At 59.4% G+C, this 23580-nt stretch carries 16 protein-coding genes; 3 read left to right on the top strand and 13 right to left on the bottom strand.

Annotated elements, in window-relative coordinates; translation table 11 throughout:
- Positions 1 to 96 precede the first annotated feature (96 nt).
- The 4 genes from fdxB to FJ425_RS08345 all read right to left on the bottom strand — a co-directional run bounded on the left by fdxB (position 97) and on the right by FJ425_RS08345 (position 4431).
- Complete coding sequence (gene fdxB / locus FJ425_RS08360; protein WP_064993515.1) at positions 97 to 408, bottom strand: ferredoxin III, nif-specific; 312 nt, start codon at positions 406 to 408, stop codon at positions 97 to 99.
- A complete protein-coding gene (locus tag FJ425_RS08355) occupies positions 405 to 608 on the bottom strand; it encodes a CCE_0567 family metalloprotein (protein ID WP_064993516.1) in 204 nt (67 codons plus the stop codon). Before FJ425_RS08355 ends, fdxB begins: the two co-directional genes overlap by 4 nt.
- A gap of 759 nt (positions 609 to 1367) precedes the next feature.
- Complete coding sequence (locus FJ425_RS08350) at positions 1368 to 2543, bottom strand: redoxin family protein (RefSeq protein ID WP_064993568.1); 1176 nt, start codon at positions 2541 to 2543, stop codon at positions 1368 to 1370.
- Positions 2544 to 3147: 604 nt separating this feature from the next.
- Positions 3148 to 4431, bottom strand: a complete 1284-nt coding sequence (locus FJ425_RS08345; protein ID WP_224655974.1) for a SidA/IucD/PvdA family monooxygenase — start codon at positions 4429 to 4431, stop codon at positions 3148 to 3150.
- Between the two features lie 2466 nt (positions 4432 to 6897).
- On the opposite strand from FJ425_RS08345, the gene FJ425_RS08340 reads away from it, so the two are divergent.
- Entirely contained in the window at positions 6898 to 8865 is a 1968-nt protein-coding gene (locus FJ425_RS08340) for an acyltransferase family protein (protein ID WP_064993569.1), read from the top strand.
- A 516-nt stretch (positions 8866 to 9381) separates the two neighbouring features.
- Here FJ425_RS08340 and FJ425_RS08335 read toward each other — a convergent pair.
- The 9 genes from FJ425_RS08335 to nifH all read right to left on the bottom strand — a co-directional run bounded on the left by FJ425_RS08335 (position 9382) and on the right by nifH (position 19240).
- Positions 9382 to 10074, bottom strand: a complete 693-nt coding sequence (locus FJ425_RS08335; protein ID WP_224655972.1) for a universal stress protein — start codon at positions 10072 to 10074, stop codon at positions 9382 to 9384.
- A 291-nt stretch (positions 10075 to 10365) separates the two neighbouring features.
- Positions 10366 to 11184: a response regulator transcription factor gene (locus tag FJ425_RS08330; protein ID WP_064993520.1), complete on the bottom strand. Its 819-nt coding sequence runs from the start codon at positions 11182 to 11184 to the stop codon at positions 10366 to 10368.
- A complete protein-coding gene (locus tag FJ425_RS08325) occupies positions 11177 to 11656 on the bottom strand; it encodes a NifX-associated nitrogen fixation protein (RefSeq protein WP_064993521.1) in 480 nt (159 codons plus the stop codon). Before FJ425_RS08325 ends, FJ425_RS08330 begins: the two co-directional genes overlap by 8 nt.
- A 14-nt stretch (positions 11657 to 11670) precedes the next feature.
- A complete protein-coding gene (gene nifX, locus FJ425_RS08320) occupies positions 11671 to 12168 on the bottom strand; it encodes a nitrogen fixation protein NifX (RefSeq protein ID WP_064993522.1) in 498 nt (165 codons plus the stop codon).
- Complete coding sequence (gene nifN / locus FJ425_RS08315; protein WP_064993523.1) at positions 12134 to 13516, bottom strand: nitrogenase iron-molybdenum cofactor biosynthesis protein NifN; 1383 nt, start codon at positions 13514 to 13516, stop codon at positions 12134 to 12136. The genes nifX and nifN overlap by 35 nt, the downstream gene beginning before the upstream one ends.
- A complete protein-coding gene (gene nifE, locus FJ425_RS08310) occupies positions 13513 to 15015 on the bottom strand; it encodes a nitrogenase iron-molybdenum cofactor biosynthesis protein NifE (protein WP_064993524.1) in 1503 nt (500 codons plus the stop codon). Before nifE ends, nifN begins: the two co-directional genes overlap by 4 nt.
- A gap of 63 nt (positions 15016 to 15078) precedes the next feature.
- A complete protein-coding gene (gene nifK, locus FJ425_RS08305; protein ID WP_064993525.1) occupies positions 15079 to 16620 on the bottom strand; it encodes a nitrogenase molybdenum-iron protein subunit beta in 1542 nt (513 codons plus the stop codon).
- A 132-nt stretch (positions 16621 to 16752) separates the two neighbouring features.
- On the bottom strand, positions 16753 to 18255 hold the full coding sequence (nifD, locus tag FJ425_RS08300; protein WP_064993526.1) for a nitrogenase molybdenum-iron protein alpha chain: 1503 nt from the start codon (positions 18253 to 18255) through the stop codon (positions 16753 to 16755).
- A gap of 91 nt (positions 18256 to 18346) precedes the next feature.
- Positions 18347 to 19240 (bottom strand): nitrogenase iron protein, encoded by an 894-nt coding sequence (gene nifH, locus FJ425_RS08295; RefSeq protein ID WP_064993527.1) that lies wholly within the window; start codon positions 19238 to 19240, stop codon positions 18347 to 18349.
- A gap of 578 nt (positions 19241 to 19818) precedes the next feature.
- Between nifH and FJ425_RS08290 the strand changes: the two genes are divergently transcribed.
- Positions 19819 to 21039: an MFS transporter gene (locus tag FJ425_RS08290; RefSeq protein ID WP_064993570.1), complete on the top strand. Its 1221-nt coding sequence runs from the start codon at positions 19819 to 19821 to the stop codon at positions 21037 to 21039.
- A gap of 1878 nt (positions 21040 to 22917) precedes the next feature.
- A complete protein-coding gene (locus tag FJ425_RS08280; protein WP_064993528.1) occupies positions 22918 to 23451 on the top strand; it encodes a peroxiredoxin in 534 nt (177 codons plus the stop codon).
- The last annotated feature ends 129 nt before the right edge of the window (positions 23452 to 23580 follow it).

The raw sequence follows: 23580 nt of genomic DNA, 5'->3' as shown, positions 1-23580 counted from the left end.
GAGAACGGACACAGCGTTGCCGCTCCAACCACCGCCGCGAGTCGACTAAAGATGATGAGGTCCAAAGTCGTTCTCCTATCCCGTCATTGATGCTGCTCATGCTGCAATCTGGTCGGCCGCGACATGCGTCTGGCAGTTCTTTGGGCAGACACGGCCACAGGCTCCGCAGCCAATGCAGCGGCCGGCATGGTCCACTACCATGACCATACGATTGAGCTCACCGTCGAAGTCGTCGTCTTCCCCGTCGCAGATGCCGAGGATTTCACCCGCGTCATCCACGCCGTGAAGATGCATGACCTCGCGCGAGCAGACCTTGAAACAGCGACCGCAGCCGATACAGATTTTCTCGTCTATAGCGGCCAGATATTCCGGCACCCATTTGGAGCCGTCGCGGGTGATGCTCGTCATCGTAAGGTCCTCATTTTGGCGAGCTCTCTCCGGGCACTATTCAACTCGGCATAAACAGCGTGCGCTGTCTCGGCGACTTCCGCTATCTCAGTCCATTTGTTCGGGAGGCCCTCGGCAAGGTCGCGCAAGTTCGTCTTGGCAATCGCCGCGCGCAGTTGCAGCTTTCGGACTTTCTTCAACATCTCATCCAGATTTGACATGAGCCTTCCTCGAAAATTCGGTTTCATCCTCGCAACGTCGGACAGGCAATGACCGCAGTCGCATCGTCGCCCAGTTTCGTACCGGTGCGGGCAAGTTTCCGGAAAGTCTCGAAGACGACGCGGTGGACGTCTCAAACGATTAACTGCCCGCCCGTGAAAACCCCGAAACCCCGATCGATTTCATCATTGTTGGCGATGTGGTCACGCAAGAGCGCTCCTCGATCACAATCCCCGCTGCTGTGTGAAATATGTCGAGCCTACACAGCAGAATCGCCAATGATCGGGATCTGAAGGACGCAGTTTTTCGTGATGATGAAGCCGACCAGCAGCTCGGTCATTTGCCCTGGCATCGCCTGTCCTGAGCTCGGATCAGCGCCAGGAGCCGTTCGATGGTCGACGGGCAGGATCAAGCGCGGTGTGAGACATATCGTTTCCTCAATTCAGTGTCGTCTCAGAGGGCGAGCTCTGCGTTCGGCTGCGCCAACTTCGGGCCCGCTTACGCGGCCGCCCCCCGGCTTGGCCGGGCCGGGTTCCAGGTAATGCTGTGCTTGGGCCGACCTTGAACATGTCCTGGACTGTGACGTCCTCCGCGATAGCTTAAATTCTCGTCGAACATCGCGTCCGCGGCGAACCGTCTCTGGAGGTCGTTGACGCCCCAGCCTTGACCTACAGCAACGATCCCCTCGGTGCTGCATGGGCATACTTGCTGCGAGCGGGCTGCATGCATTGGGCGAATTGACCAGGGTTCGATTCCACTTGTCATGCCTTTTGCAATCTCTGCTCATGAGGCCACTCCGCTTTAGTGTTCAGGAGCCTTGATTGCGGTGCCACACAGAAGTCCCCGCAACAGACGTTCTCACCCGTGTAGTCGGCCAGGGCTTGAAGCAAGGGGCTATGGTGTGTCTGTTTGATGTGATCAGGCATTGGCTCCGGAATATCCAGCGATTTCAGTGCCGCTTCGATCAACTCGATCGCGCGAGCGTTGTTGCCGCTCTCGTGGTAATACTGAGCTACCGGGAGGTAGCAACGGAATTTAAGGCGCCCGTCGCCATCCGGGGGATTCAGTGTCAGGATTTGTTCCGAGAGCGTGTTGCCTATCGCAAAGCGCTCAGCACGGGGAAGATGGGAGTTGTCTATCGCGGGATCGAAGAGCTGATTCAGGGCCATGACCATCCAAGACACGGCCTCGTTTTTTTTGTTGATCGCGTCCTCGACTAACTGGCGCATGACTGGCAAGCCGCTCTGCATGTCCCGCAGCTTGTGAAGCAGAAGATTCGCTTGAGTTTGCCGAAACCCGATATAGTCCGGCATCAATGCCAGGCCTTCTTCAACTGCCGAGAGTGCGGCCGGCCAATCCTCGGCCTGTGTGGCGGGCTTAAGTTTGGCGTATATCGGTTTGGTCCGGGCCCGTTCGCGCGCTGTGCGTTGGCTAGTAGCGAACCGCCTTATGTCGGCGGCCCTCGCTTCATTGCTGCTGCGCCAGCTGCCGTTCAGAACTTTGGGTAAAACCTCATCGAGTTCCGCCGGGTGTCCGATGAAAGCGATGCGGCCGTTGCCATCAACCAGGAACGACTCAGGGATTCCGGGAGAAGAACTCGCCTGCATCCATAGTCTGTTCATTTCACCGGTAAAATCGAACGCAATCCGGTAATTCAGATTCAGGAACCTCTCGGTCAGCCACGCATCCAACTTGGTCCGCGCCTCGTCTGCGGTTGGAGCCTGTTCGCTAGTTGCGATTCCGACGACCTCGAATCCACTGTCTTGATATTCCTCTTGCAGCTGCATCAGATTGGGTATAGCCGCCACACAAGGTCCGCACCAAGTCGCCCAAAATTCGACCAGACAGACCTTGCCGGGCTGAAAGTTCGTGATGGGTTCGCCACGCAGCCAAGTGTCCACTTTGATTGGCGGAGCGGGGGACTCAATACGCAACACCGTTTCGTTCTCCAAATTCCCACACCTTTCCTGGCGCTTATGGGTTAGCTGGTCGTTCTCTCTCTCAAGAGCGGAACACACGAGTTGGCAGGCAACCAATCCGGCTTGCGTGTTCTCATGCGGTCAGCCCTCACGAGTATTGCCGCAAAGGCCGTGCCAGCACGCTTAGTGCCCGTTAACTCCATGGTTACCCCTTTGAAACCTCATAGGCCCAGTTGGCCAGCTGTCTTCGACCCGACAAGTTTCTGCCGGCTGTAAGTTTTTGGACACCGCAACCACTCCTGCGTAAGAAACCGAACAGCTTGGCTCTCTTCTGCGGTCAAATGGCTCGGCTCCTCCAGCAGCAGCATTTCGGCGCCGTTCGAAAGGGCGGGGCTAGCTCCGCGACTGGCTCCCGCGTGCAACGACTGAGTGCCGCCCGGTTACGGTTGAGCTTTTCTGCTAAAGCCGTTGTCGATGAGGCCCAGCGTCGAGTGCGAGCTGCCGACGGACAGCGCGAATGCTGCTTCGCGGGGACACGGATGCCGCATCCACCCCGCTCTTCGCTGCAGCGAAGGCGGACAGCATTCCTCGGCCCCTCCCGCTGGTGATCAGTAGCCGTAGGTCATATCCCGCTGCCCATTTCTTCCGCCACGGGGTGCGGCCAGTTGTCGACGGGGGCAGGTCTGATGAAGCCGGCATGCTCGCGGTTCGCCTGCGGCACGCGTCCCAGAAGGCTGTCGAGGATGCGACGCGCTCGCCAGGCCAGCAGGCCTAGATTTGGATCAGCCAGCCCGCGCTGCCCGAGGGTCGCGCTCTGTACGAAGATGCGCCTTTCAGGCGGTCCGTCCCAGCACACGGAAAAATCTTCGCGGATAGCCAATTCGTTGTCGCTCTTTTCCAGCCGGCAGGCCATCGGCTCCAAGAAGTCTGGCAACGCGTTCTCGTAACCGGTGGCCAGGATGACGATGTCGGCCGTGACTTCTTCGAGCTCACTCCTGCCGCGGCGCAGGGTCAGCCTGTGACCCGCGCCGGCGTTGACGCAGTGCGAGACGGTGCAGCCCGGCCGCAGTGTGATTTCGCAGTGGCTTGGCTCCAAAAACGCGTGCCGGTATAGCGCTTGATAAATCGCGCTCAACGTCTCTTCCGAAATGCCGTCGGAAGCAAGCACGAAACGCCTCAGGTACAGTTTGCGCTGCGACTCGCTCATTGCCGCCAAGCGATCCGAAGAGCACGCTATGAACAACTCGTTTGTAAACGGGCTGTTGTCGATGGGCTGATAGTTTTCGCCCTCCGAGACCCAAGTGATCGATCGAGGCCGCCGCTCTTTTGGCAGGCCGACGAGGTGTAATAGCACCTCCGCTCCCAACTGGCCTCCACCAACCACGCAAACGTCCTTTTTCCAATCCTCAGGATGGATGCGCGGTAAATCCGATAAGTGGAACAGGTTGCGCCCGGTCCAGCCCTGAAACTGAGACGGAATCCGCGGCTGCTTGCCGATGCCGATCACGAGGTCTCTGGCGCCACGAACTGCGTCGTCCGTCCACACCCGAAATTCGCCCTCGAAGCGGATTTCGCGCACAGTCTCGCCGCCGCAGACAAGCGGGTTCCGGTGGAAGGCCCAGTTCAGGTATTGCTCAAACTCAGCTCTGAGCACGGCCTCGAACTGTGCGTTCAGGAAGTGGAATAGACGCCCGTTCTCGTATAGATAGTTTGCGAAAGTGTAGGCTGATCGCGGGTTCACCAGCGTGACCAGATCCTTGAGGTGGTTGACCTGGGGTTCCGGCGAATCCAATGCGCTGCCGGGGTGCCACCGGAAGTCGACCTGCCGATCCAAGAACAGTGCCCCTCGACCGATCTGCTCGTGTATCTGACACGCAAGGCTGAGATTAGGCGGTCCAGCACCCACCCCAATGCAAGAGATGTCCACTTGTCCTGCTCCTATAGATGTTTCCCAAACACGCGATGCTCGCGGCGAACATCGGCCATGGTCATTCGGCTTCCGCACTACGCGGCCATTCTCGACGCCGGTGCGGCTGGATTCGCTAGCGTTTGTCCCCGCGTTCGTGTGGTCGGCTGTGTGAGGCCCAGGGATCCAGCCAAGTGATGAGATCGACACTCATGTCGGGACGTGGGGGCCGTGCGCGGGATCGACGTTTCCACCCGCTTCGATGATAGCGTCTCGCTCAGCGGATGCTTACCGACCTTATTCGGCGTGTGAAGCGGGCGCAGTCGCTCGCCTCCAAGGTGATGCGCCCACTTCTGACCGGTTGTGGATCAGCCGAAGCGCGGTCCCAGTGCGGCAACAGCATTCTTCAGTGACCCTGACCATAGGAGGACATCCTTCTGATGTGTTCAGAAGATTCCCTGCATCGAACGTGCCAGAAGGAAAATTGATCAAAACAACTGGCAGCAGGTTTGTGATCGTGTCGGCTATCCGACGTTGAGGTGGGAAACCTTGCACCGGCGGCAGATTTGTCCCGGTGCTCTTACCGGTAAGCTAACAGGGTAGCTCCGATCCCGAATAAATGTTCGCTTAGCCTGATCATGGCAGGACGTGCGCTGATGTGTTCGGAATGTTCCCTCAATCGACGTGCCAGGAGGAAACTTTGATGGAACCAACTGACAGCGGGTTTGTGATCGTGTCGAGTATCCGACGTTGAACGGCAGGCCTTGAAGGTTTGCACTTTGTCGCCCTTCGGAACAGCACCAGCTTGACCAACTCTAGCGTTTTTTTCAGATGGGCGCCGTCCGGGGAATCCGGTAATGTCTCATGTGTCATGCGACGTGGATCTCTCCCATGATGATCTGATAGGCATAGCATTCTTACGTCGCATGACGCTCCCATTAGCACTCGACTAAGGTGCGCGCGGCAGCTTCTTCGCGCGCCAGCACAAGCTCCCTTCGTCGAGGTCAATGCCGATGACGTGGGCCATTCGTCCGACCGCTGCGCTCGAGCTTACATCTCCGCCGGCGCAGCCGCCGTCGATTACGGTGGAAGCCGACAGCGGCTCGAGGCGATCAGCAGCGATTGCGTTGAAGACGCCAGCACACGCCAAATCGCGGCAAGGAGCGCGCGGCCACCAGGTCGGAACGTTGTTCCTGGCCAGACAATCCTCGTCGCGCGATTGGTTCAGTAAGGTATCGTCATCGAGATAGCGGCTGCAGTTCGTTCATGCATCTCATACGCCAAGACCGCTTTGCACCCTCGGGTCCAACCCACGATCCGGCTTCGGCGACATCCATTGCGCCCTTAAGTCCGCAGCGAAGCGTGGCGGCATACCGTTTGAGATAGCTCACCTTCGCCGAAAATCCGTCCGGAGTGTTGAGAAGCTCGCGCACGGCATCGGATTTGGAGGAATGCAGATCGTCTGCCGGTCGCGCCGAACGGGTCCGCCGGTCGCGAGCACAAATGATCAGGCTCGTGACGCTGCGGGATGGATCCAGGAAGCGAGCGACGAAATTGAGTGATGAACCCTAGGCATCAGAAGGAGGACGCCGCTCCACCTTCCGCCTTGCGCATGACCTGGAGAGATTTCCGGTGGGCGTCGCCTCCCGAGCAACGCTTTTTCATGTCCGTTACTCTCCGTAAAATAGATTGTTTCGATGGAGCCCATCTACGATGTGAATGCGTGCGCCTCGCATGCGATCAACAACCGAACCCCAGAGCTCCATAACGAATGCCTGCGCAACTCGCCTGCAAACTCGACGCCCGATCTACTTATGAGAAACCGTACGATCGGCGATGCCGATCATCCCAATCGGAACTGCCCCACGTGGCACGGGCGAGCCAGTCGATTGAGAGATGACTGGCCTGCTTTGCAGCTGCGGTAGGTGGCCAATCCGGCAGCGTGCTGTTTCTGACTGGCCGTCCAGCCGCGCTTATAGGTTTCGTCTGTTCAACGGCCGCGCGGCAATCGCCGATCGACATCACGGGCGCGGTGAAGGTGGATACTGCGCACATGCGCTAGGTGGGCACAAGGACCGCGGAAGAGATGAACAAGAGCCACACCAATTCAAGTCGAGCTGACGCAAGGCAGCAGCTGATCGATCCGACTGACGATCTCAAGCTCATGTAGCGCGCTGGAGTGGCGGTCTTTGCCTCGGCGCCCGTACCATCGGCGCACCACTGCGCACGCTGACAAGCCGGAGTGGCCGGTGACCGGACGGGTTCGCCTTCTAGTGAAAAACCGTCTTTCACTTTGATCGAGCGGGATTCTGCGTTGCGCGATTTGTGTCCGGTCTGGTTCGGTTCTTAGTCGCACGCGATGGCCCGCATTCATACGGTAGATGCACTTCATCGAAACTATCGATTTTACGATGCGTAACGACCATGAAAAACGCTGCTCGGAACCTTCTGAGGACGATCAGCTGCATGAAGTACCGAGCGGATATCAGCGGTCTGCGGGCCGTCGCCGTTGTTCCGGTTGTCCTGTATCACGCTGGTTTTTCAGCGGTCAGCGGCGGGTTCGTTGGGGTCGACGTCTTCTTTGTGATCTCCGGCTTCCTGATAACGTCTGACATCATCGAGCGCACCGACAGGGGCGAATTCTCGCTGCTGGACTTCTATCACCGCCGGGTCCGACGGATTTTTCCTGCCCTGTTCGCGATGCTGGCCGCATGTTTTGCGATGGGGTGGTTTGTGCTGCCGCCGGGTGAGTTCATCGGCTTCGGCAACAGCGCCATTGCCGCTGCGATTTCCGCCAGCAACTTCTTTTTTTACGTCAACACCAACTATTTCACTGAAGCCGCGACCTCGCTCCCTCTCCTGCACACATGGTCGCTGGCCGTCGAGGAGCAGTTTTATTTCCTTTGGCCTCTGGTGGTCATACTCATGATGCGATGGCTGAGACCGTGGGCGGCAGTCATCGTCGCGGCGCTGGGCATCATCTCCATCACCGCCGCTCAGCACTGGCTTCAGAGCGATCCGCCCTTTGTATTCTACATGCTTCCGACACGCGCTTGGGAACTGCTCACGGGCGGGCTGATCGCGCTGCCTGCTGCTAAGGCAATGAGGCCAACCCGAACGATTGCGGAACTCCTCGCTGCCTCAGGTCTGGCGCTCATCACCGCTTCACTCTTCCTGCTCAATCAGGATACGCCATTTCCCGGCCTATACGCGCTTGCTCCTTGCATTGGAGCGGCGCTCATCATCGCGGCCGGCTTTCACCGCGACACGATGGTTTCGAAAGCGCTGTCGATCAAGCCTGCCGCCTTCATCGGGCTCACATCCTACTCGCTTTACCTCTGGCACTGGCCGTTGCTGGTCTTTGCAGGCATCTATCGGAATCGCGAATTGTTCGTCTCTGAACGTGTCGCGGTCGTACTCGCCGCACTGCTCGCGTCAGCACTCTCCTGGCGCTTTGTCGAGCGCCCGTTTCGCCGGAGGGCCACAGGCTGGAAGTGGATGGTACCGACCGCCGGCACAATGGCCGGCGTCTGCTGTCTATCCCTGGCTATCATCTACAGCTCCGGCTTCCCAAGCCGGGGTCCTGACGACGGTCCTTCTGTTCAAGCGCTCAGAGCGGAAAGAGCCAAGTTCGAATCCTCTTCCTGCCTCCAGCGTGGCGGGCTCATTCCCAAGACGGGCGAATGCATCCTCGGCTTCGGCAATATCGCTCCGAGGGTCGTTTTGTGGGGCGATTCTCAGGCTGCCCATCTTGCCTCTGCTTTAGACGAGGCGGCCCGGACGACAGGCGTGCGCGTCAGACAGATCACAAAGGCGGGGTGCGCTCCTTTTCCCGACATGACGATGCTTCCCGCCAGTCCCTTGAGAGCGGATTGCCCGGCCTTCAATGCGTCCGCGCTCCAATCGGTGCTTGCCGATCCCAACATCACACTCGTGATCCTGGCAGGCCGCTGGAACGCCTACTCGGGGCGTGGAGGCAGCTTCCTCTCGACAGACGGAAGCTGGCCTTCGCAGGAGACTTCCAATGCCAACTTCACGTCCGCGATAGAACAGACCGCTGCCTCACTGGCGGCCCATGGCATCAAGACCGCCGTGGTTGGACCCACGCCGGAACCATCCATCGATGTGCTGACTTGCCTCGTCCGTGCCGACTTCATGAAGGGCGACGCGCCGTGCTCTACCATGCCGGCCGAGATGTCCTGGCAGAACAATCGAATGCTCGCGGATCTGCTGCCGCGAACCGTACAGTTCATTCCCATAGTCCCAGCTCTGTGTGGGCAGCAAAACTGCCCGCTGAGATCAGGTGAAGACGTCTTCTACCTTGACGCGATCCACCTTTCGCCGGCGAGCCGGCATATCCTTGCCCCTATTTTCGCCAAGCTCATCTCTTCGTCAGCCATGAATTCGGCTAAGGCAGGCTTTCCGGGGCAGTGAGGATCGCACACTGCTTCCGTCCGGCGCCAGCTAAAGGTCATCACGAGCTGCGGCGAAAGCCCTACCTTAAGTTGCCTGAGGGCACTCGTCTTGAGTTATATGAAGCTGCAATTGCCCTCGACATGGGGCAGCCGGGAACAATGGCAGCCTATGCCTGGCGCTGCAAAGAGCATTGCCTTGAGCGAACGGCTGTGCTGGCCGCAGCAATAGGTCCTAACTCGTCTACCAAGCTAACGACTGTCTTTCTCAACTGAATTAAGCCAAGCTACCTTTCTCGTCTTGGGCCAATCTGCCGCGGCCGTGCTTCGATGAGCTCGAGCAGCGCCGCTGCACGGCCTTTGGGGCCGTCTCGGGCGAGAGTTCGACAAGCAACTCAAGACCGGAGCATTTTGTTCGGTCAGGCCTCGTGCACTGCCTCGAGGAGCTTCGCGCCGCCGCGATCTTTTTCCCGATATCTGAATAGTTCGCCCAAGTGAACTAAAGCTTCGAGCGGCATCGGTGCAACTCCCGAGCCGGTCAGCGCGCCAAAAACAGCGGCAATGTCGGCTTGTCAACAATCCATTTCGTTGCGCCGCCGAAGAGCCGCTCACGCAGGCGACGGCTGCCATAAGCGCCCATGACTATCATGTCGGCAGATGTATCGATTGCGTGCTGCGCAAGCACCTTGGCCGCCGATTTGCCAGCACTTGGCAACAGGTCAACCGACACCCGAGCACCGTGGCGCGTGAGATAGGCAGCAATATCGGCTCCAGGTTTCGCGCCGTACCCTTTGTGGTTCGCCTTCGGACCCACCAGGACAACACGAACTTCCTCAGCAGCGCATAGGAGACCCAGCGCTTCCCGAACGGCACGGGATGCCTCGAGTCGCGAATCCCAACCGACCAGGACGCGCCTTGGCCACAGGGTCGCCTCAGCGCGCTTGGGCACAATAAGCACCGGTTTTCCCGTATCAAATAAGCTGCCGTTGATGACGACAGGTCCGACAACACTGTCGTTGAGAAGTGCGGGGCCGACAATGGTCAGGTCGGCGCAGAGTGCCCGCTGTCGCACCACCTCCCCCACGCCAGTCAAATTGCAATAATCCGTATCGACATCATAGGAAAGGCACATTGCCCTCAGCAGTTCCTGGATCTTCTCGGAGCGTCTTTCCAGTCTGGGCACGTCCAGTGTAAATCTGTCTTGCCGAAACTGATTGTTCAATGTGGCCATTGCCTGTCCACGCCCCGTGGGCCACTCGGGGACACCATCTCTCATCGGCCGATATGACAAAACGAGCATCAGAGCCGGTATTATCCGTACGGAAAGATGCGCACCGACTTCAGCACACAAGCCGGCAGCAGTTTCGACGTCATGATCGGAATGGTCTGCGTCCGTCACACAGAGTACGCTTTTAAAACCCATTTGCCTGCTTCTTCCTGAGTATCTCGTTTAGTCTAGCGGCAGGCCGCAACACCGACTCACAGCGCGAGGGAAAGGGAGTGGCACTACACCTCAACTGATTCAGCCGTCCGGCATCTGGAGCGAGTAGCCGGCCGACCTGACAGTGAGAATGCCGCCGCCGGGCCAAGCCTTCTTGAGGGCTGTTCTGATCCGGCTGACATGGACATCGACGGTGCGTGGTTCGACATGGATGTTTTTCTCCCAAGCCGTGCCGATAAGCTCCTTCCGGCTGAAGACCTTGCCGGGAGCCTCCATCATAAGCAGCAGCACGTTGAACTCGATGACTCCGAGGTGAATGTCGTGGCCATTGCCGCGAATCCGGCGGGCATCCACCTTCATCTCGAGGTCACCAAAGGTGAGCCAGCCGCCGTTTTCAACGCCATGTGCGCCCCGCTTCGGCAGCGCCAGCCTCGCCCGTAGAAAGTCGAGCAGGTTGGCCGGGACGATCGGCCGCACAAATCTCTCGTCAATGCGAGCCTTGAGGAGATCGAGGTGCTGGTCCTCGGCACCCGGCGCGATCAGGGCAATAACGGTAAGGTCGGCGGTCCGGGGCTCCCCCTTGAGCCGGGCGCAGATTGGGGCCCCGGTTATGCTCGCCGGACCGCAGTCCAGCACGACGGCCTGGAATTCGCGTTCGTCGGCCAATGCAAGCACTTCCTTGGCGCTCCTTACCGGCTCAGTGGCGAAGCCGTCCACCTCCAGTATGTGGCTGAGCAACAGATAAAGCTCGGCATCTTGCGAACAGATCAGGATGAGTGGCTTCATCGGTGTTACTTCAGGAGCTTGATCCGCCTGGACGGCGTCGGCTGCGACGGTTGGCCATCGCGGCTGCTGAAGATTGTCATGGCCCCTGGGCTCGAAACCTGCTTCATCACGCACGCGCCACCTCGGGATAGGTTTCGATGGCTGCGATTGCGTCGCTGACCAGCTTCGTGCCGGCCCCGGCGAGCTTCCGCAACGTCTCGAAGCCGAACCGGTGGACGTCGCGCAGCGTCTTCGACAGAGCGACCAGCCGCCCAGTCGTGAAAAGCACGCGCCCAAAGCCTTCACGGCTCAGCTCCATGATCGGCGATGCCATCAGGCCGCAGCGCTCCTCGATCGCAAGCCCAATGGCGGTGTAGAACATATCTAGCCTCCACAGGACGTCCGGGTCGGGATCGCCTATGATCGGGATCGCACGGCGCTGTTGCTTGGTGATGATGAAGGCGGCCAGCAGTTCGCGGTCCGCTTTGCCTTCCCACGCGCCGTAGGAGTCCTGAGCACGTATTAGCCGCACGAGGCATTTGAGAAACGGGCTGGCAAGCGCCACCTCGTCCTCATCGACAGCAAGGCTAAGGGCAGGGTCGAACATTTCGCCTCCTCATTTCAGTCCTCGTCTTCAAAGGACGGCTTCTGTTTCGCGACGCCTGCCTCAGCCAGGACCTTGCGCAGCCAAGGTGGAGGGCAGGTCCTGAGCATCAGCTGCGTGCGAACCAGCACCTCTTGGATGCTCTGAGTATGCCGCACCTTGATCGGATGGATTTTTGCCGAAACAAGCTTGGCTGCCGAAGGTCCACCGATCGCCAGGCAAAACAGGAGGTGGCAGCCCTTCAGCGCTTTTATCTTCGGTGTGATGCGGTCATCCCTCTCGGAGTGATGTTTCCCACTTTCGTCGGAGACGTCGTCGAACTCGATGACTTCCACAAGCTCCCACTCCTCGCGCGTCATATCGTAGATGACAAAGCGCTTGGCCGACCCGAAATGGGCGTTGAGTTGCTTGACGTCCTGGGTAGCGATTGCCACCCGCAAAGCGCCTGCTTGTCGTTCACGCATCGGACGGTGAACCTCGTCAGTGACGAGTGAGAAGCGACGCATCGGGCTCACCTGGCGTTTGGCGTTTGCGGAATGGATCGAGCTCATCAGGCGTCGGCGCACGCCGGCCGGCCTGGAACAGGTTGGCAACCTCGAAGACCAGGTCACGGGTCCCTTGATAGAGGATCGAGAGCCTGTGCTGGCTGCCAAGCCGGTCGAAGACGGGGAAGCCGATGCGCATAAGCGGAATGCCAAGGCGTTTCGAGGCCTGGCGTCCATGTGAATGGGTGACCAGAAGATCAGCGCCGCTTGCAAGTGATTCCAGATCGCCGAGATCGCCGACCTGAATCGACTCCGCCGGTACCTTTTCCAGAATTTTCGACATACCGGTCGTCGTGACGGCCGCCGTGATTGCGCAGCCCATGTCGACGAAGAACGCTCCGAATTGATAGAGTTGGTCTGGTTCAGCAGCGATCGCAATTTTCTTGCCTCCGAAGTGGAAATGTCCGTCGAGCAACGCATCTTGCAGTTGCGCCCGCCGACGGCGGACGCTTGCCGGCACAGGCTGGCCAGAAATAGCCGACAGCAGCGAAACGAACTGATCGGCGCCCTTCAATCCGGTCAGCGACTGAAACAGCACGTAAGGCACGCCGGTCGCCTTGTAGAGAACCTCGGCCGGGCGGCGCATATGCTCGCCGATCGCGATGCAGTGCTCGGCCGTGCCGAGCTCGCGGATATCCTCGATGCTCGTTCCGCCATAGGTGGTGGGGACCCAGTGGTCTGGCACGGTACCGTCGAGCGAGCCTGAAAGGTCTGGCAAGATCACCGATTGCAGGCCAAAGCTTTCGACCATCTCGCGCAAATGCTCGAGGTCAGCCACGGTGAGGTTCCAGCCAGGAAGGATCGCGATCTTCTTTGACTGCCGCGCCCGCTCCCCAGGCTTTGTAATGCCTTCGATCATGGCGGTGACAGCCTTGGCCCAGCCCTCTTCAAGGGCGCCGGCGAAATCCGGCGTGTTGGCCAGCACGATCTCGGTACCCGCGAGTTCTTCCGCCCGTCTCAGCCTGATGTCCGAAATGTCGCCTGCGCAATCCTCGCCACGGGTTTCCACCAGGGCCGTGGTGCAGACCCCAATCAGCTTTGGCGTCGTGCGGGTCTTGAGGTTGAAGATCGCCTCTTCCAGATTGTCCGACCCGCCGAGGATGATTGTTATTTCATCCATCGCGGTCGTCTGTAGGGGAATCGTTTCCTTGAAATGCCGCACGAACAGCACGAGGGCAAAGCTGGTGCAGCCCTGGGCGCCGTGGAACAGCGGCACTGCGCCGTCAATGCCGAGAAACGCCAAGGCGGCACCAAGCGGCTGTGACGATTTCAGCGGGTTGATCGCGGCTGATTTTGTCTGGGGAAGGATACGCGTCATCGGATCTCCTCAGCACTCACGCAAATCGTCGGCGCCTTGCCGGCGGTTTCCTGGACAGCGTGCAGGTTCTCGGCGTCGTCGCTTGGGCCCGGCAGTGCGTCGTACCCATGGATCGGACCATCCCACGGGGGTCGCTCGCGCACCTGGCGCCAGATCGGGTTGTGAATGGCGAGGTCGATCTGGCGTACGAGTTCCACCATGCCGTCATAACCGGCGTAAGGGTGCTGGCGCTCCTGGTTGATGTCGAGCCAGGGCATCTTGGCCTTCAGCGCGACGAATTGCGTGCGCCCACCCGAGAGCATGATATCGGCCTTGCCTCCAGAGAGGATGGCGTAAAGGTCGCGCGCTGACATCTGCTCGAACGTATCGTTGTCGTCCTTGAGCATCTGTTTGATGCGCACCTTGTCTTCGAGCGTGGATTTCTTGACCGAGGTGCCCACGATCTCCATGCCGATCTCCACCAGCGCATGGACGAGCGACCAGGACTTCACACCACCGGTGTTGAGCAGCACGCGCTTGCCTTGGAGCCGCGGCCGGTAGGCTTCGAGCTTCTTCCATGCAATCGCCTCCTGCTGGGCGATCAGCCTCTCCGTGCGGTCCAGGATCTCCGGATCGGCCCCCTTCCTCACCAGGAGCTCAGCAATGTTGCGGAGTGCTTCCGACGTATCCGAGATGCCATAGAAAGAGCCCTCGAAGAACGGGATGTCCCAGCGCTCGTCCATCTTGCGGGCTAGAGTGATGAGGGCCGTCGAGCACACCACCATGGCCGCCCGGGCGCTGTGCGCGGAAGCTACGTCGCGATAGCGCGCGTCGCCCGGAATGCAGGCGCGAACCCGGATCCCGAGCCGATCCAGGAGCGGCTTGACCAGCCAGAATTCGCCGGAAAGGTTGAATTCACCAAGGACGTTGATGTCATACGGGCCGGCGTCGTCGGGTTCCACCGTGCCGATGACATGGTCGAGCAACGCCTCCGCGGCAAGCTTGTTGCCCAGGTTCTTGGAGCCAGCCAGGCCCGGCGCGTTGACGGGAACCACGGCCAGGCCGAACTTTTCGGCGGCGCGTTTGCAGACGGCCTCGATATCGTCGCCGATGAGCGCCGTCACGCAGGTCGAATAGACAAAGACTGCTGCGGGCGCATAGGCTTCCTTGATTTCGCGGATCGCCTTGAAGAGCTTCCGCTCGCCCCGCCCCATCACCACATCGAGTTCGGTAAGATCGGTCGTGAAGCTTGTGCGCCACAAGGTTGGCCCGGACGAAGCTGCACCGCGGTTGTCCCAGGAATTTCCCTCGCAGGCGAGCGGCGCATGCACCAGGTGGGCAACGTCAGTGATCGGCTGCAGGACGATCTTGGCCCCGTCAAACGCGCAGCCGCCCGCTGCCGCTCCCGGCGTCAGCGGCCGTGCGCAGCCTTCCTTGCGCGCCCTGACGTCCTTGCCACGGTTCTTGTCGCATGCAGGCTCGTCGAAAACGTCCTGGATCTTGGCACTGAGCGAGGTCATTGCGTCAGTCTCCAAAGTCCATTCGGGCAATGAACAGCCTGGGCGAAAAGCTGGCCGTGTGCTTTAGCGGGTGAGGTCATAGGAATAGTCCGTCACGCCCGTCTGGCTCGTCTCGCGATCGAGCTTGTCGAAGATCTTGTCGAGGATCGTGGTCAGCACGCGTAACCCGCCCTGGTAGCCCATGAGCGCAAAGCGATGGTGATGGTGCCGGTCGAAGATTGGAAACGTCAGGCGGATCAGCGGCGTGCCGGTGTCGCGCTCCAGATACTTGCCATAGGAATTGCCGATCAGCAGGTCCACCGGCTCGGTGAAGAGAAGCGATCGCAGCGCCCAAAGGTCCTTACCCGCCCAGACCTGAGCGTCCATGCCGAAGGGCGAGGCGTCAAGCAGTTCCTGCAACTCGGCTTGCCAGGCCGAGGAGCCGTTGGTTGCCAGGCAATGTGTCGGCTCGCCGCCGGTCTCCATGACGAAGCGGGCCATGGCGTACACGAAGTCCGGGTCGCCGTAGATCGCGTATTTCTTGCCGTGCAGCCAGGATTGGCTGTCGGCCATGGCATCAACCAGTCGGCCGCGCTCCAGTCGGATTGCCTCGGGGATTTCCTTGCCGGAAAGCGCCGACACCTTCATCAGCAATTCGTCGGTCGCCTGGACGCCCAGCGGATAATGGAAGGAAGCCGTGGCCTGCCCAACTTGCCCGCAATAATCCAGCGTTTTTCGCGTGTTGTAGTGCTGGAGCGAAAGCGTTGCCTCGGCGTCAAGTGCCCCCCTCACCTCTTCGATCTTGGTGCCGCCGTCATACATGCGGTATTCCCCGTCCGATGGCGTGTCGAACTGGTCAGAGGCGTCCTGGATGAAGGTGTAGGACACACCCATCATATCGAGCAGGCGTTTGAGTTCCCGGTTGTTGCCGACGCAGAAGCCGTCGAAGCCCGGAATGAGGTTGATGGTTCCCTTGGTTTCCGTGCGCTCCTGGCCTTTCCAGAAGTGCTCTAGAATGCCCTTCAGCATGCCGTCATAGCCGTCGACATGGCTACCGACGAAGGCCGGCGTGTGGGCGAAGGGCACGTCAAAGTCGCGCGGCACCGACTTTTCGTCTTTGGCGTTCTCGATGAAGCTGTGCAGGTCGTCGCCAATGACCTCCGCCATACAAGTCGTCGAGACTGCGATCATCTTCGGGTCGTAAAGCTGGTAGGTGTTGGCGAGCCCATCGACCAGGTTCTTCAGGCCCCCGAATACTGCCGCATCCTCGGTCATCGAGGAGGAAACCGCCGAAGCAGGCTCCTTGAAATGGCGCGATAGATGAGAGCGGTAGTAGGCCACGCAGCCCTGGCTACCGTGGACGAAGGACATGGTCCGCTCGAAGCCCGCGGCCGCGAACACAGCGCCGAGCGGCTGGCAGGCCTTGGCGGGATTGATCACAAGCGCTTGTCGGGCGAGGTTCTTTTCGCGGTATGCCCAGGTCTTGGTGAATTCACCCTGATCGGCAACGATCTGATCCGGGTGCGGACATTCGAAATTCAGCTTCTTCCCGGCGAGCATCTGCCTGTATTCCGGCTCGCGGAACAGCGGAGCGTGGTCGAGAATCTTTTCGGCCGACTGCGGCATTGGTATTACCTCTTTCCATCTGGCCGCGCCATACGGCAGCTCAGGTACGTGGAGACGTTTGCGGTTTCCCGAGGCTCACAAGCCGCGAGGGTTCATCGTCTCTCTGGGGAGACTAGGCCTGGGACAGGGCATCTATTCGGCAGCCATCGCCTGCCCACGGGACGGGCTTTGTTTCCAAGGTGCCTGGTAGAGGCCCCAGACCGGATTGTTGATCGCAAGATCCACGTCGCGCGCGAAAATGGCGAAGCCGTCATAGCCGTGATAAGGTCCCGAATAGTCCCAGGAGTGCATTTGACGGAACGGGATACCCATCTTCTGCACGGGGTATTTTTCCTTGATGCCAGAGCCAACCAGGTTGGGGCGAACTCCCTCGATGAACTTCTCCAACTCGTAGCCGGTAACGTCGTCATAGATCAGCGTGCCATTCTTTGCGTAATGGCCCGTGCGTTGATAGTCATCGTTGTGAGCGAACTCGTAGCCGGTGCCAACGATGATCATGCCGAGGTCTTCGTAAGCTGTGATGACGTGGCGGGGGCGCAGGCCGCCGACGTAGAGCATGACGGTATTGCCTTCGAGGCGTGGCCGGTACTTTGAGATGACCGCGTCGACAAGCGGTCTGTACTTGGCGATGACCTTCTCGACTTTCTCCTCGATTTCGGGGCCGAAATGCTTGGCTATTTTACGCAGGGAGGTCTCGATCTGGGACGGTCCGAAGAAATTGTACTCCATCCAGGCGACGCCATACTTTTCCTCCATATGCCGGCAGATGTAGTTCATAGACCGGTAGCAGTGGATGAGATTGAGCTTGGCCTTCGGGGCGCGCTCGATCTCGGCGAGTGTCGCGTCACCGGACCAGTTGCCGACCACGCGCAATCCTATCTCCTCAAGCAGGATGCGCGAGGCCCACGCGTCGCCGCCAATATTGTAGTCGCCGATCACGTTGACGTCGTAAGCACCGGCCTCGAAATCGACGTCCTTCTTGTCGAAGACCCAGTCGCGGATGGAGTCATTGGCGATATGGTGGCCGAGTGATTGCGAGACGCCGCGGAAGCCCTCGCAGCGCACCGGCACGATAGTCTTTTCGTACTCCTTGGCCTTCTTGCGAGAAACTGCCTCGGTGTCATCGCCAATGAGACCGATCGGGCATTCGGATTGCACCGTGATGCCGTTATTCAGCGGGAACAGTAGCTCGATCTCATCGATGATCTGTTCCAGTTTCTTGTCACCGCCGAAGACAATGTCTTTCTCCTGGAAATCGGATGTGAACTGCATTGTCCCGAACGTGTCGATGCCCGTTGTTCCGACGTAGTAGTTGCGGCGCTGTGACCAGGAATATTGGCCGCAACCGACGGGGCCGTGCGAGATATGGACCATATCCTTGACCGGACCCCAGACCACGCCCTTTGAGCCGGCATAGGCGCAGCCGCGTATGGTCATCACTCCCGGAATGGACTTGATGTTCGATTTGACGTCGCATTCGGAAAGGATCTCGTTTTCCCCGCCGGCCTGGTCCCCGCTCTTTGCGACGCTGAGATGCTTTTTGCGGCGCTTCGCCGCTTTGTCCGGATATTGCGATAGCACCTCCTCAATAAGCTTCGCATGGAGAGCACCATCATTCTCGTATTCCAGGCTCATGGGACCCCTTTCAAGGTGTCTGGTGACGCCTCACCGACGAGGCGCCGTTCTTTGCAAGGCGTGCCACCTCAAGGAGGGCGCCCAATATCGGTTACTGGGCTGCCGCCTTTGCCGCTTCCTTGGCCTGAAGCTCGGCAAGCATCTGCTCGTCGGTTTTCATGATGCCGAAATCGAGCAGCATGTCCTCGAGCTCCTCCATGGTAATCGGGGTCGGGATGGTACCCTGGCCAGAATTCGCATGGATCTTCTCAGCAAGCGCGCGGTATTCTCCGGCCTGCTTGGAGTCGGGCGCATATTGGATCACTGACATCTTTCTGAGCTCGGCGTGCTGGACGATGTTGTCGCGCGGCACGAAGTGGATGAGCTTGGAGTTGAGCCTGGAAGCCAGTGCTTCGGCCAGGTCAAGCTCACGGTCGGTCTGACGCTCGTTACAGATCAGTCCGCCGAGCCGAACACCGCCCGAATGTGCATATTTCAGGATGCCCTTGGCGATATTATTGGCGGCATAGAGCGCCATCATCTCCCCGGACATGACGATATAGATTTCCTGCGCCTTGCCCTCGCGGATCGGCATCGCGAAACCGCCGCAAACCACGTCCCCGAGCACGTCGTAGGAGACATAGTCGACATCGTCGTAGGCGCCGTTCTCCTCAAGGAAATTGATTGAGGTGATGACGCCGCGGCCGGCGCAGCCTACACCCGGCTCCGGGCCGCCGGACTCCACGCACTTGATGCCTCTGTAGCCTACCTTGAGCACGTCCTGAAGCTCGAGGTCTTCCACCGAACCTTCCTGTGCCGCGAGATGCAGGACAGTATCCTGAGCCTTCGAGTTCAGGATCAGGCGGGTGGAATCCGCTTTGGGGTCGCAGCCGACGATGAGGATTCGCTGCCCGAGGTCGACGAGAGCGGCGAGCGTATTTTGGGAGGTGGTGGACTTGCCGATGCCGCCCTTGCCGTAAAAGGCGATCTGACGCAGACGTGACATTAATAGGTTTCCTTCCTTGGTTTCATCCGTCGCGGCTGCCCGGGACACAAATGCCGATGGGCAGCTCTTGCCGCCTCACAACGAGGTCTCAAGTTTCGTGCCAACTTTTTCGAAGGACAGCCAAAGCGGGATTTTTCCTTTTGGCTCTAGCTAGTTAGCTTGTGCGCTAACAAGTGCTCGCTGGCAGATAGATTATTGTTGGAACAAGCCGTGTAGCGGACCCGACAATGCCCGACACAAAACGTCAGGTTCGAGCCACCGGAAATGGTCCTTTCAGTCAGAGCCGGTTTTTGGCTGCTTAAAGGCGGCGGTCATAGCGACCGGCTCGCGTCGTCCCGTCACGGAACATCAGACATCCGGGCTCGGAACTGCTGGCGCGCATGGCTGGTTCGAGACGGACGCCGAGGTCGGCATAGAACAGCCTGATGAGACGTCTGCCGACGATGACACCCCCGTCGGGCACGGAGAACCGGCACCGAAATTGCACGCCCTACTGTCACAAGATGTCGGGCAGCGATGGCGCGCTTCTGCCTTTAGTTCGGGTCATCGCAGCCAACCCATGTTGGGCGAGGATGTTCATGACCGAATCGGCGACGGGTCTTATCGAGACTGTTCTGCACGGCCCAGAAACGCCGGATCGACTATCTCCTCCCGCATGGGGTGCGGTCATTTCGCTTGCTTTGGGCACCTTCGGGCTGGTGGCGGCAGAGTGTCTGCCAGCCAGCGTGCTGACGCTGATAGCGCGCGATCTCGGCATCTCAGTGGATGCGGCTGGATATGCGATCACAGCGACGGGCATTGCTGCGGCGATCTCAGCGCCGACGATGGCCATTATTGCAAAGCGCCTGGACCGCAGGACCGTCCTGTGGGCAATGATGCTGCTTCAGATCCTGTCCAACCTTCTGGTGGCAGTCGGGTCGTCGCTGCCGGTTTTGCTGGCAGCACGCGTTATGCTCGGCATTGCGCTCGGAGGCTTCTGGTCGATTTCGGCATCGCTGGCGATACGGCTCGTTCCAAATCATCTTCTGCCGCGCGCCATGTCAATCATCCTCGCCGGCGTTTCGGTCGCTCTCGTATGCGTGCCTGCATTCGGCGCCGTCGTCGGCGGCAGCTTGGGATGGCGAGTGGCCTTCACGCTCACCGCAGTGCTTAATGCTGTTACGCTGCTGGTGCTGCTTTTAACGATGCCGACGCTGCCTCCGGTTGAAATGGCTGGATTCCGCAGTCTGCTGGATGCGGCCAAAGATCCGACCATAAAGGTCGCACTTTTGGTCGTACTGCTGGTCGCTTCTGGGCACTTCACCAGCTTCAGCTATATTCGGGTCTTCCTCGAGACGACTCCCAAGCTCGGTACCAACGGGATCTGGATATTGTTGCTCCTTTCTGGCATAAGCGGCTTCTTCGGCAGTTTTGCCGGAGCATTCCTGGCCAAACACAGTCTCAAGGCAGTCGCGGCCCTGCCATCCTTCCTTATGGCGATAGCCGCTGTCTCGTTGCTGAAGTTTGGAGCATCGACCTTTGCCTCGGCGATTGCGGTTTCCGTATGGGGCTTTGCCTTCGGCGCGGTGCCGGTGGGGTTGCAGACTTGGATACTGCTGCGTGCGGTTCCCGAGCAGGCCGAAAGCGCCGCCGTGCTGATGACCTCAACGTTCCAGGTAGCCATCGCAGCCGGCGCGATTTTCGGCGGACTGCTGCTGAAGGATCCCGACCACGTCACGGGTGTCTTTGCCTACACCGCAATTGCCACATTGCTCGCGGCACTCACAGTGTTCGTATTCGACCCGAAACACGCAACCTAACCGCCTGGTGGGAGAGAAGCTCGCCGTCGAGGTGGACTCGCACCAGCCGCGCGACGCGGTCTGCGCACGATACTTTTTCGATCCAGGCCTTCGTCTCGCCTAGGATGGCCGCCTGGATCGCGGTACTGCCTCTTCCACGTCGGCTCTTCAACGGGCATGGACCAGCGCCGGTGCCTTGCCGGCCTGCACCGAGACTACAGCGAGCGATCAGCGCTCGGCCGGGCGGACTTGGTCAGGTTGCGCAGCCCATCTTCGCCGACATCGATGTCCTGATATTGCAAGGGTGTCAGCGCAACGACGGTCTCACCTCTCGAATGACTATGTCCGACAACTTCATGGCAACGACCTCGTCCCGCTGGTGGACGCCGACGAGCTTGGGAGATAAGGGCGCAATCTGCTCTTCAACCGTTTGAACGTCGGGCACAAATGGGCAGCAAACTTTTTCGGCGCGAGCTAGCGAGACCCGTCAAATCATCGGTTTTGAAATGCCGATTTAGTGCCTGCCAGGCATAGCGATCGAATGGATCACAGAAATCCTTTCAGTTGAGTTGGAGCGGAAGATCAATGCGCTCCTGCATCAAGCCTCGCTAGGGGCAGCCGAGGCTCTCCTCGAAATTTGCAGACGTCCCACTGACAAGATTGTTGGCTATTTGCGTGCCCGGTTGGCGCTCCGTTGCGTTCTGCCGGTTCCCGCAAACAGCGGACGCTTCTTGGCGACCTTTGGGTCGGCTTTGCGACAATTCTAGTCCAGTTTCCGACACAATGGATTTCGATAGGGACGCTCGGCGAGAGGAACACCATGCGTGTAAAGATCGTAGCCGAGTCGAAAGCGATCCTTATCGAATCCGGATCGTGGCGCTGCCGGCCTGCGTTCACGTTAGTCGCACGTAAAAACACGCCAGGGCAAACACACTGTGCAATCGCTGTGCCGGCCGATGCGGGGTATTGCCTGGGCTTGCCCTGTCTGGCCCGTCCTTTGCCAGCCGGCGCCGGACGGGTGAATACCCTCTCTACACAGGACTTTTGTTCGGTGTGATGACGTGACGGCTCTGGCGCGCACCTCCGGTTGGCGAAGACGTCGTACCGAAGCGATAGCGCTGGTGCAGGAGCAGCTTCATTGGAAATGGCATGCCGCTTGCAGCCTTGTGCTTAGAGCCCATCAAACCAGGAAGAAGGTGACTACCATGGCTGACGCCCCAAGCTCCAAACGATGGACAAAGGCGACGGTGGCCGTCTTCGCTGAAGATCGGGACGTCGTCCGGTTCGGAGATCCGTCCTCCGAAGCGGCTTTGCAACTGGGGTCCGATGCCGAGACGCCAGATGATGCTCGCGCATTTGCCGGAAATCGGTTTGCATCAGCATGTCAGTGGCCAAGAGGCTTCTCAAAATTTCGGCCGAGCCCACGTCGGCCGGAAACAGGCAAGTCCAGCCAATACGCTGAACCAGTTCAGCCACGCCGCTCTGCGGCGCGGAGAATCACTTTTGCGACGCATATGCTCATCCCGCTCCTGGTCATGTCCGGTTGCCAGCATTTTGACCCCGGGTATGAGGAGTGGGTGATCCATGCCGGCTCCGGCGCCCTAGTCGCGGCCAGACCAATCGCGGCGCTAGAAGGTGCCCTCATCCCTCATATCGATGGCTTTCGGGTGAGAAAGGTCTGGAGCCGGGCCGTTGCCACGAATCCGGAGCCGCGTCCCCCAATCGCCCACGTCGATGCGGTTCGGGTGAAGAACACCTGGAGCCGGGCCGTTCCCATACACCCGAATGGAGAAAGCATCGGGAGCGCCGTCGGCATCATGCCATGCACGAGACCCGCAGCTCGGTATTGCGCCAGCCCCTGCAAGAATCCAGTGCCACCTCCCTTCAAGGAGAAAATTGATGACCGGTAAAAAGAAGGTTCCCTTCGTCACGTTTCTTACGCGTGTCCGCGATGATTCAGTCCAGGGGCCAAATCCCTACCGCTGGGAAAAAAGAACATCCGACGACTACTTTGCCGGCAAACGGGTCATCCTGTTTTCGCTGCCCGGTGCTTTCACACCGACCTGTTCGACTTACCAACTGCCGAATTTCGAAGATCTCTATGCGGAATTCAAGAAGGAAGGAGTTGACGCGATCTACTGCCTCTCCGTCAACGATGCCTTTGTCATGAATGCATGGGGGAAGTCCTTGGGGTTGCAGAAAGTCGAGCTGATCCCCGACGGTTCAGGCGAGTTCACCCGCAAAATGGGCATGCTGGTTGCCAAGGACAATCTCGGCTTCGGTATGCGCTCCTGGCGCTACGCGGCTCTGGTCAATAATGGCGTGGTGGAGCAGTGGTTTGAGGAGGAAGGTTTCTCCGACAACTGCGGGACCGACCCTTATGGCGTCTCATCCCCGCAGAACGTCCTTCAAACATTGAAGGACGCTGCATGACCTGGTGCCGAGGATGTGCAGCTGCGTTTGGACGCCACTTGCACAAGGGCAAAGCTCTAAAGCGGCGCGTCCGGGAAGGTCATTCAAAGGTGACGCGCATGAGAGGCGTCGACCCTGTGAGAGATCGAA

Origin of the sequence: Mesorhizobium sp. B2-7-2 (assembly GCF_006440775.1) — a bacterium.
In the GTDB taxonomy this organism is placed as follows: domain Bacteria; phylum Pseudomonadota; class Alphaproteobacteria; order Rhizobiales; family Rhizobiaceae; genus Mesorhizobium.
This window is presented reverse-complemented; position numbering and strand designations above follow the sequence as displayed.

What these genes read in the sequence shown, in the direction of transcription:
- FJ425_RS08325 (WP_064993521.1), bottom strand. Translation starts at nt 11,656, where the DNA reads ATGTTCGACCCTGCCCTTAGCCTTGCTGTCGATGAGGACGAGGTGGCG.
- nifD (WP_064993526.1), bottom strand. Translation starts at nt 18,255, where the DNA reads ATGAGCCTGGAATACGAGAATGATGGTGCTCTCCATGCGAAGCTTATT.
- nifN (WP_064993523.1), bottom strand. Translation starts at nt 13,516, where the DNA reads ATGACGCGTATCCTTCCCCAGACAAAATCAGCCGCGATCAACCCGCTG.
- FJ425_RS08340 (WP_064993569.1), top strand. Translation starts at nt 6,898, where the DNA reads ATGAAGTACCGAGCGGATATCAGCGGTCTGCGGGCCGTCGCCGTTGTT.
- FJ425_RS08290 (WP_064993570.1), top strand. Translation starts at nt 19,819, where the DNA reads ATGACCGAATCGGCGACGGGTCTTATCGAGACTGTTCTGCACGGCCCA.
- nifE (WP_064993524.1), bottom strand. Translation starts at nt 15,015, where the DNA reads ATGACCTCGCTCAGTGCCAAGATCCAGGACGTTTTCGACGAGCCTGCA.
- fdxB (WP_064993515.1), bottom strand. Translation starts at nt 408, where the DNA reads ATGACGAGCATCACCCGCGACGGCTCCAAATGGGTGCCGGAATATCTG.
- FJ425_RS08335 (WP_224655972.1), bottom strand. Translation starts at nt 10,074, where the DNA reads ATGGCCACATTGAACAATCAGTTTCGGCAAGACAGATTTACACTGGAC.
- FJ425_RS08355 (WP_064993516.1), bottom strand. Translation starts at nt 608, where the DNA reads ATGTCAAATCTGGATGAGATGTTGAAGAAAGTCCGAAAGCTGCAACTG.
- FJ425_RS08280 (WP_064993528.1), top strand. Translation starts at nt 22,918, where the DNA reads ATGACCGGTAAAAAGAAGGTTCCCTTCGTCACGTTTCTTACGCGTGTC.
- nifH (WP_064993527.1), bottom strand. Translation starts at nt 19,240, where the DNA reads ATGTCACGTCTGCGTCAGATCGCCTTTTACGGCAAGGGCGGCATCGGC.
- nifK (WP_064993525.1), bottom strand. Translation starts at nt 16,620, where the DNA reads ATGCCGCAGTCGGCCGAAAAGATTCTCGACCACGCTCCGCTGTTCCGC.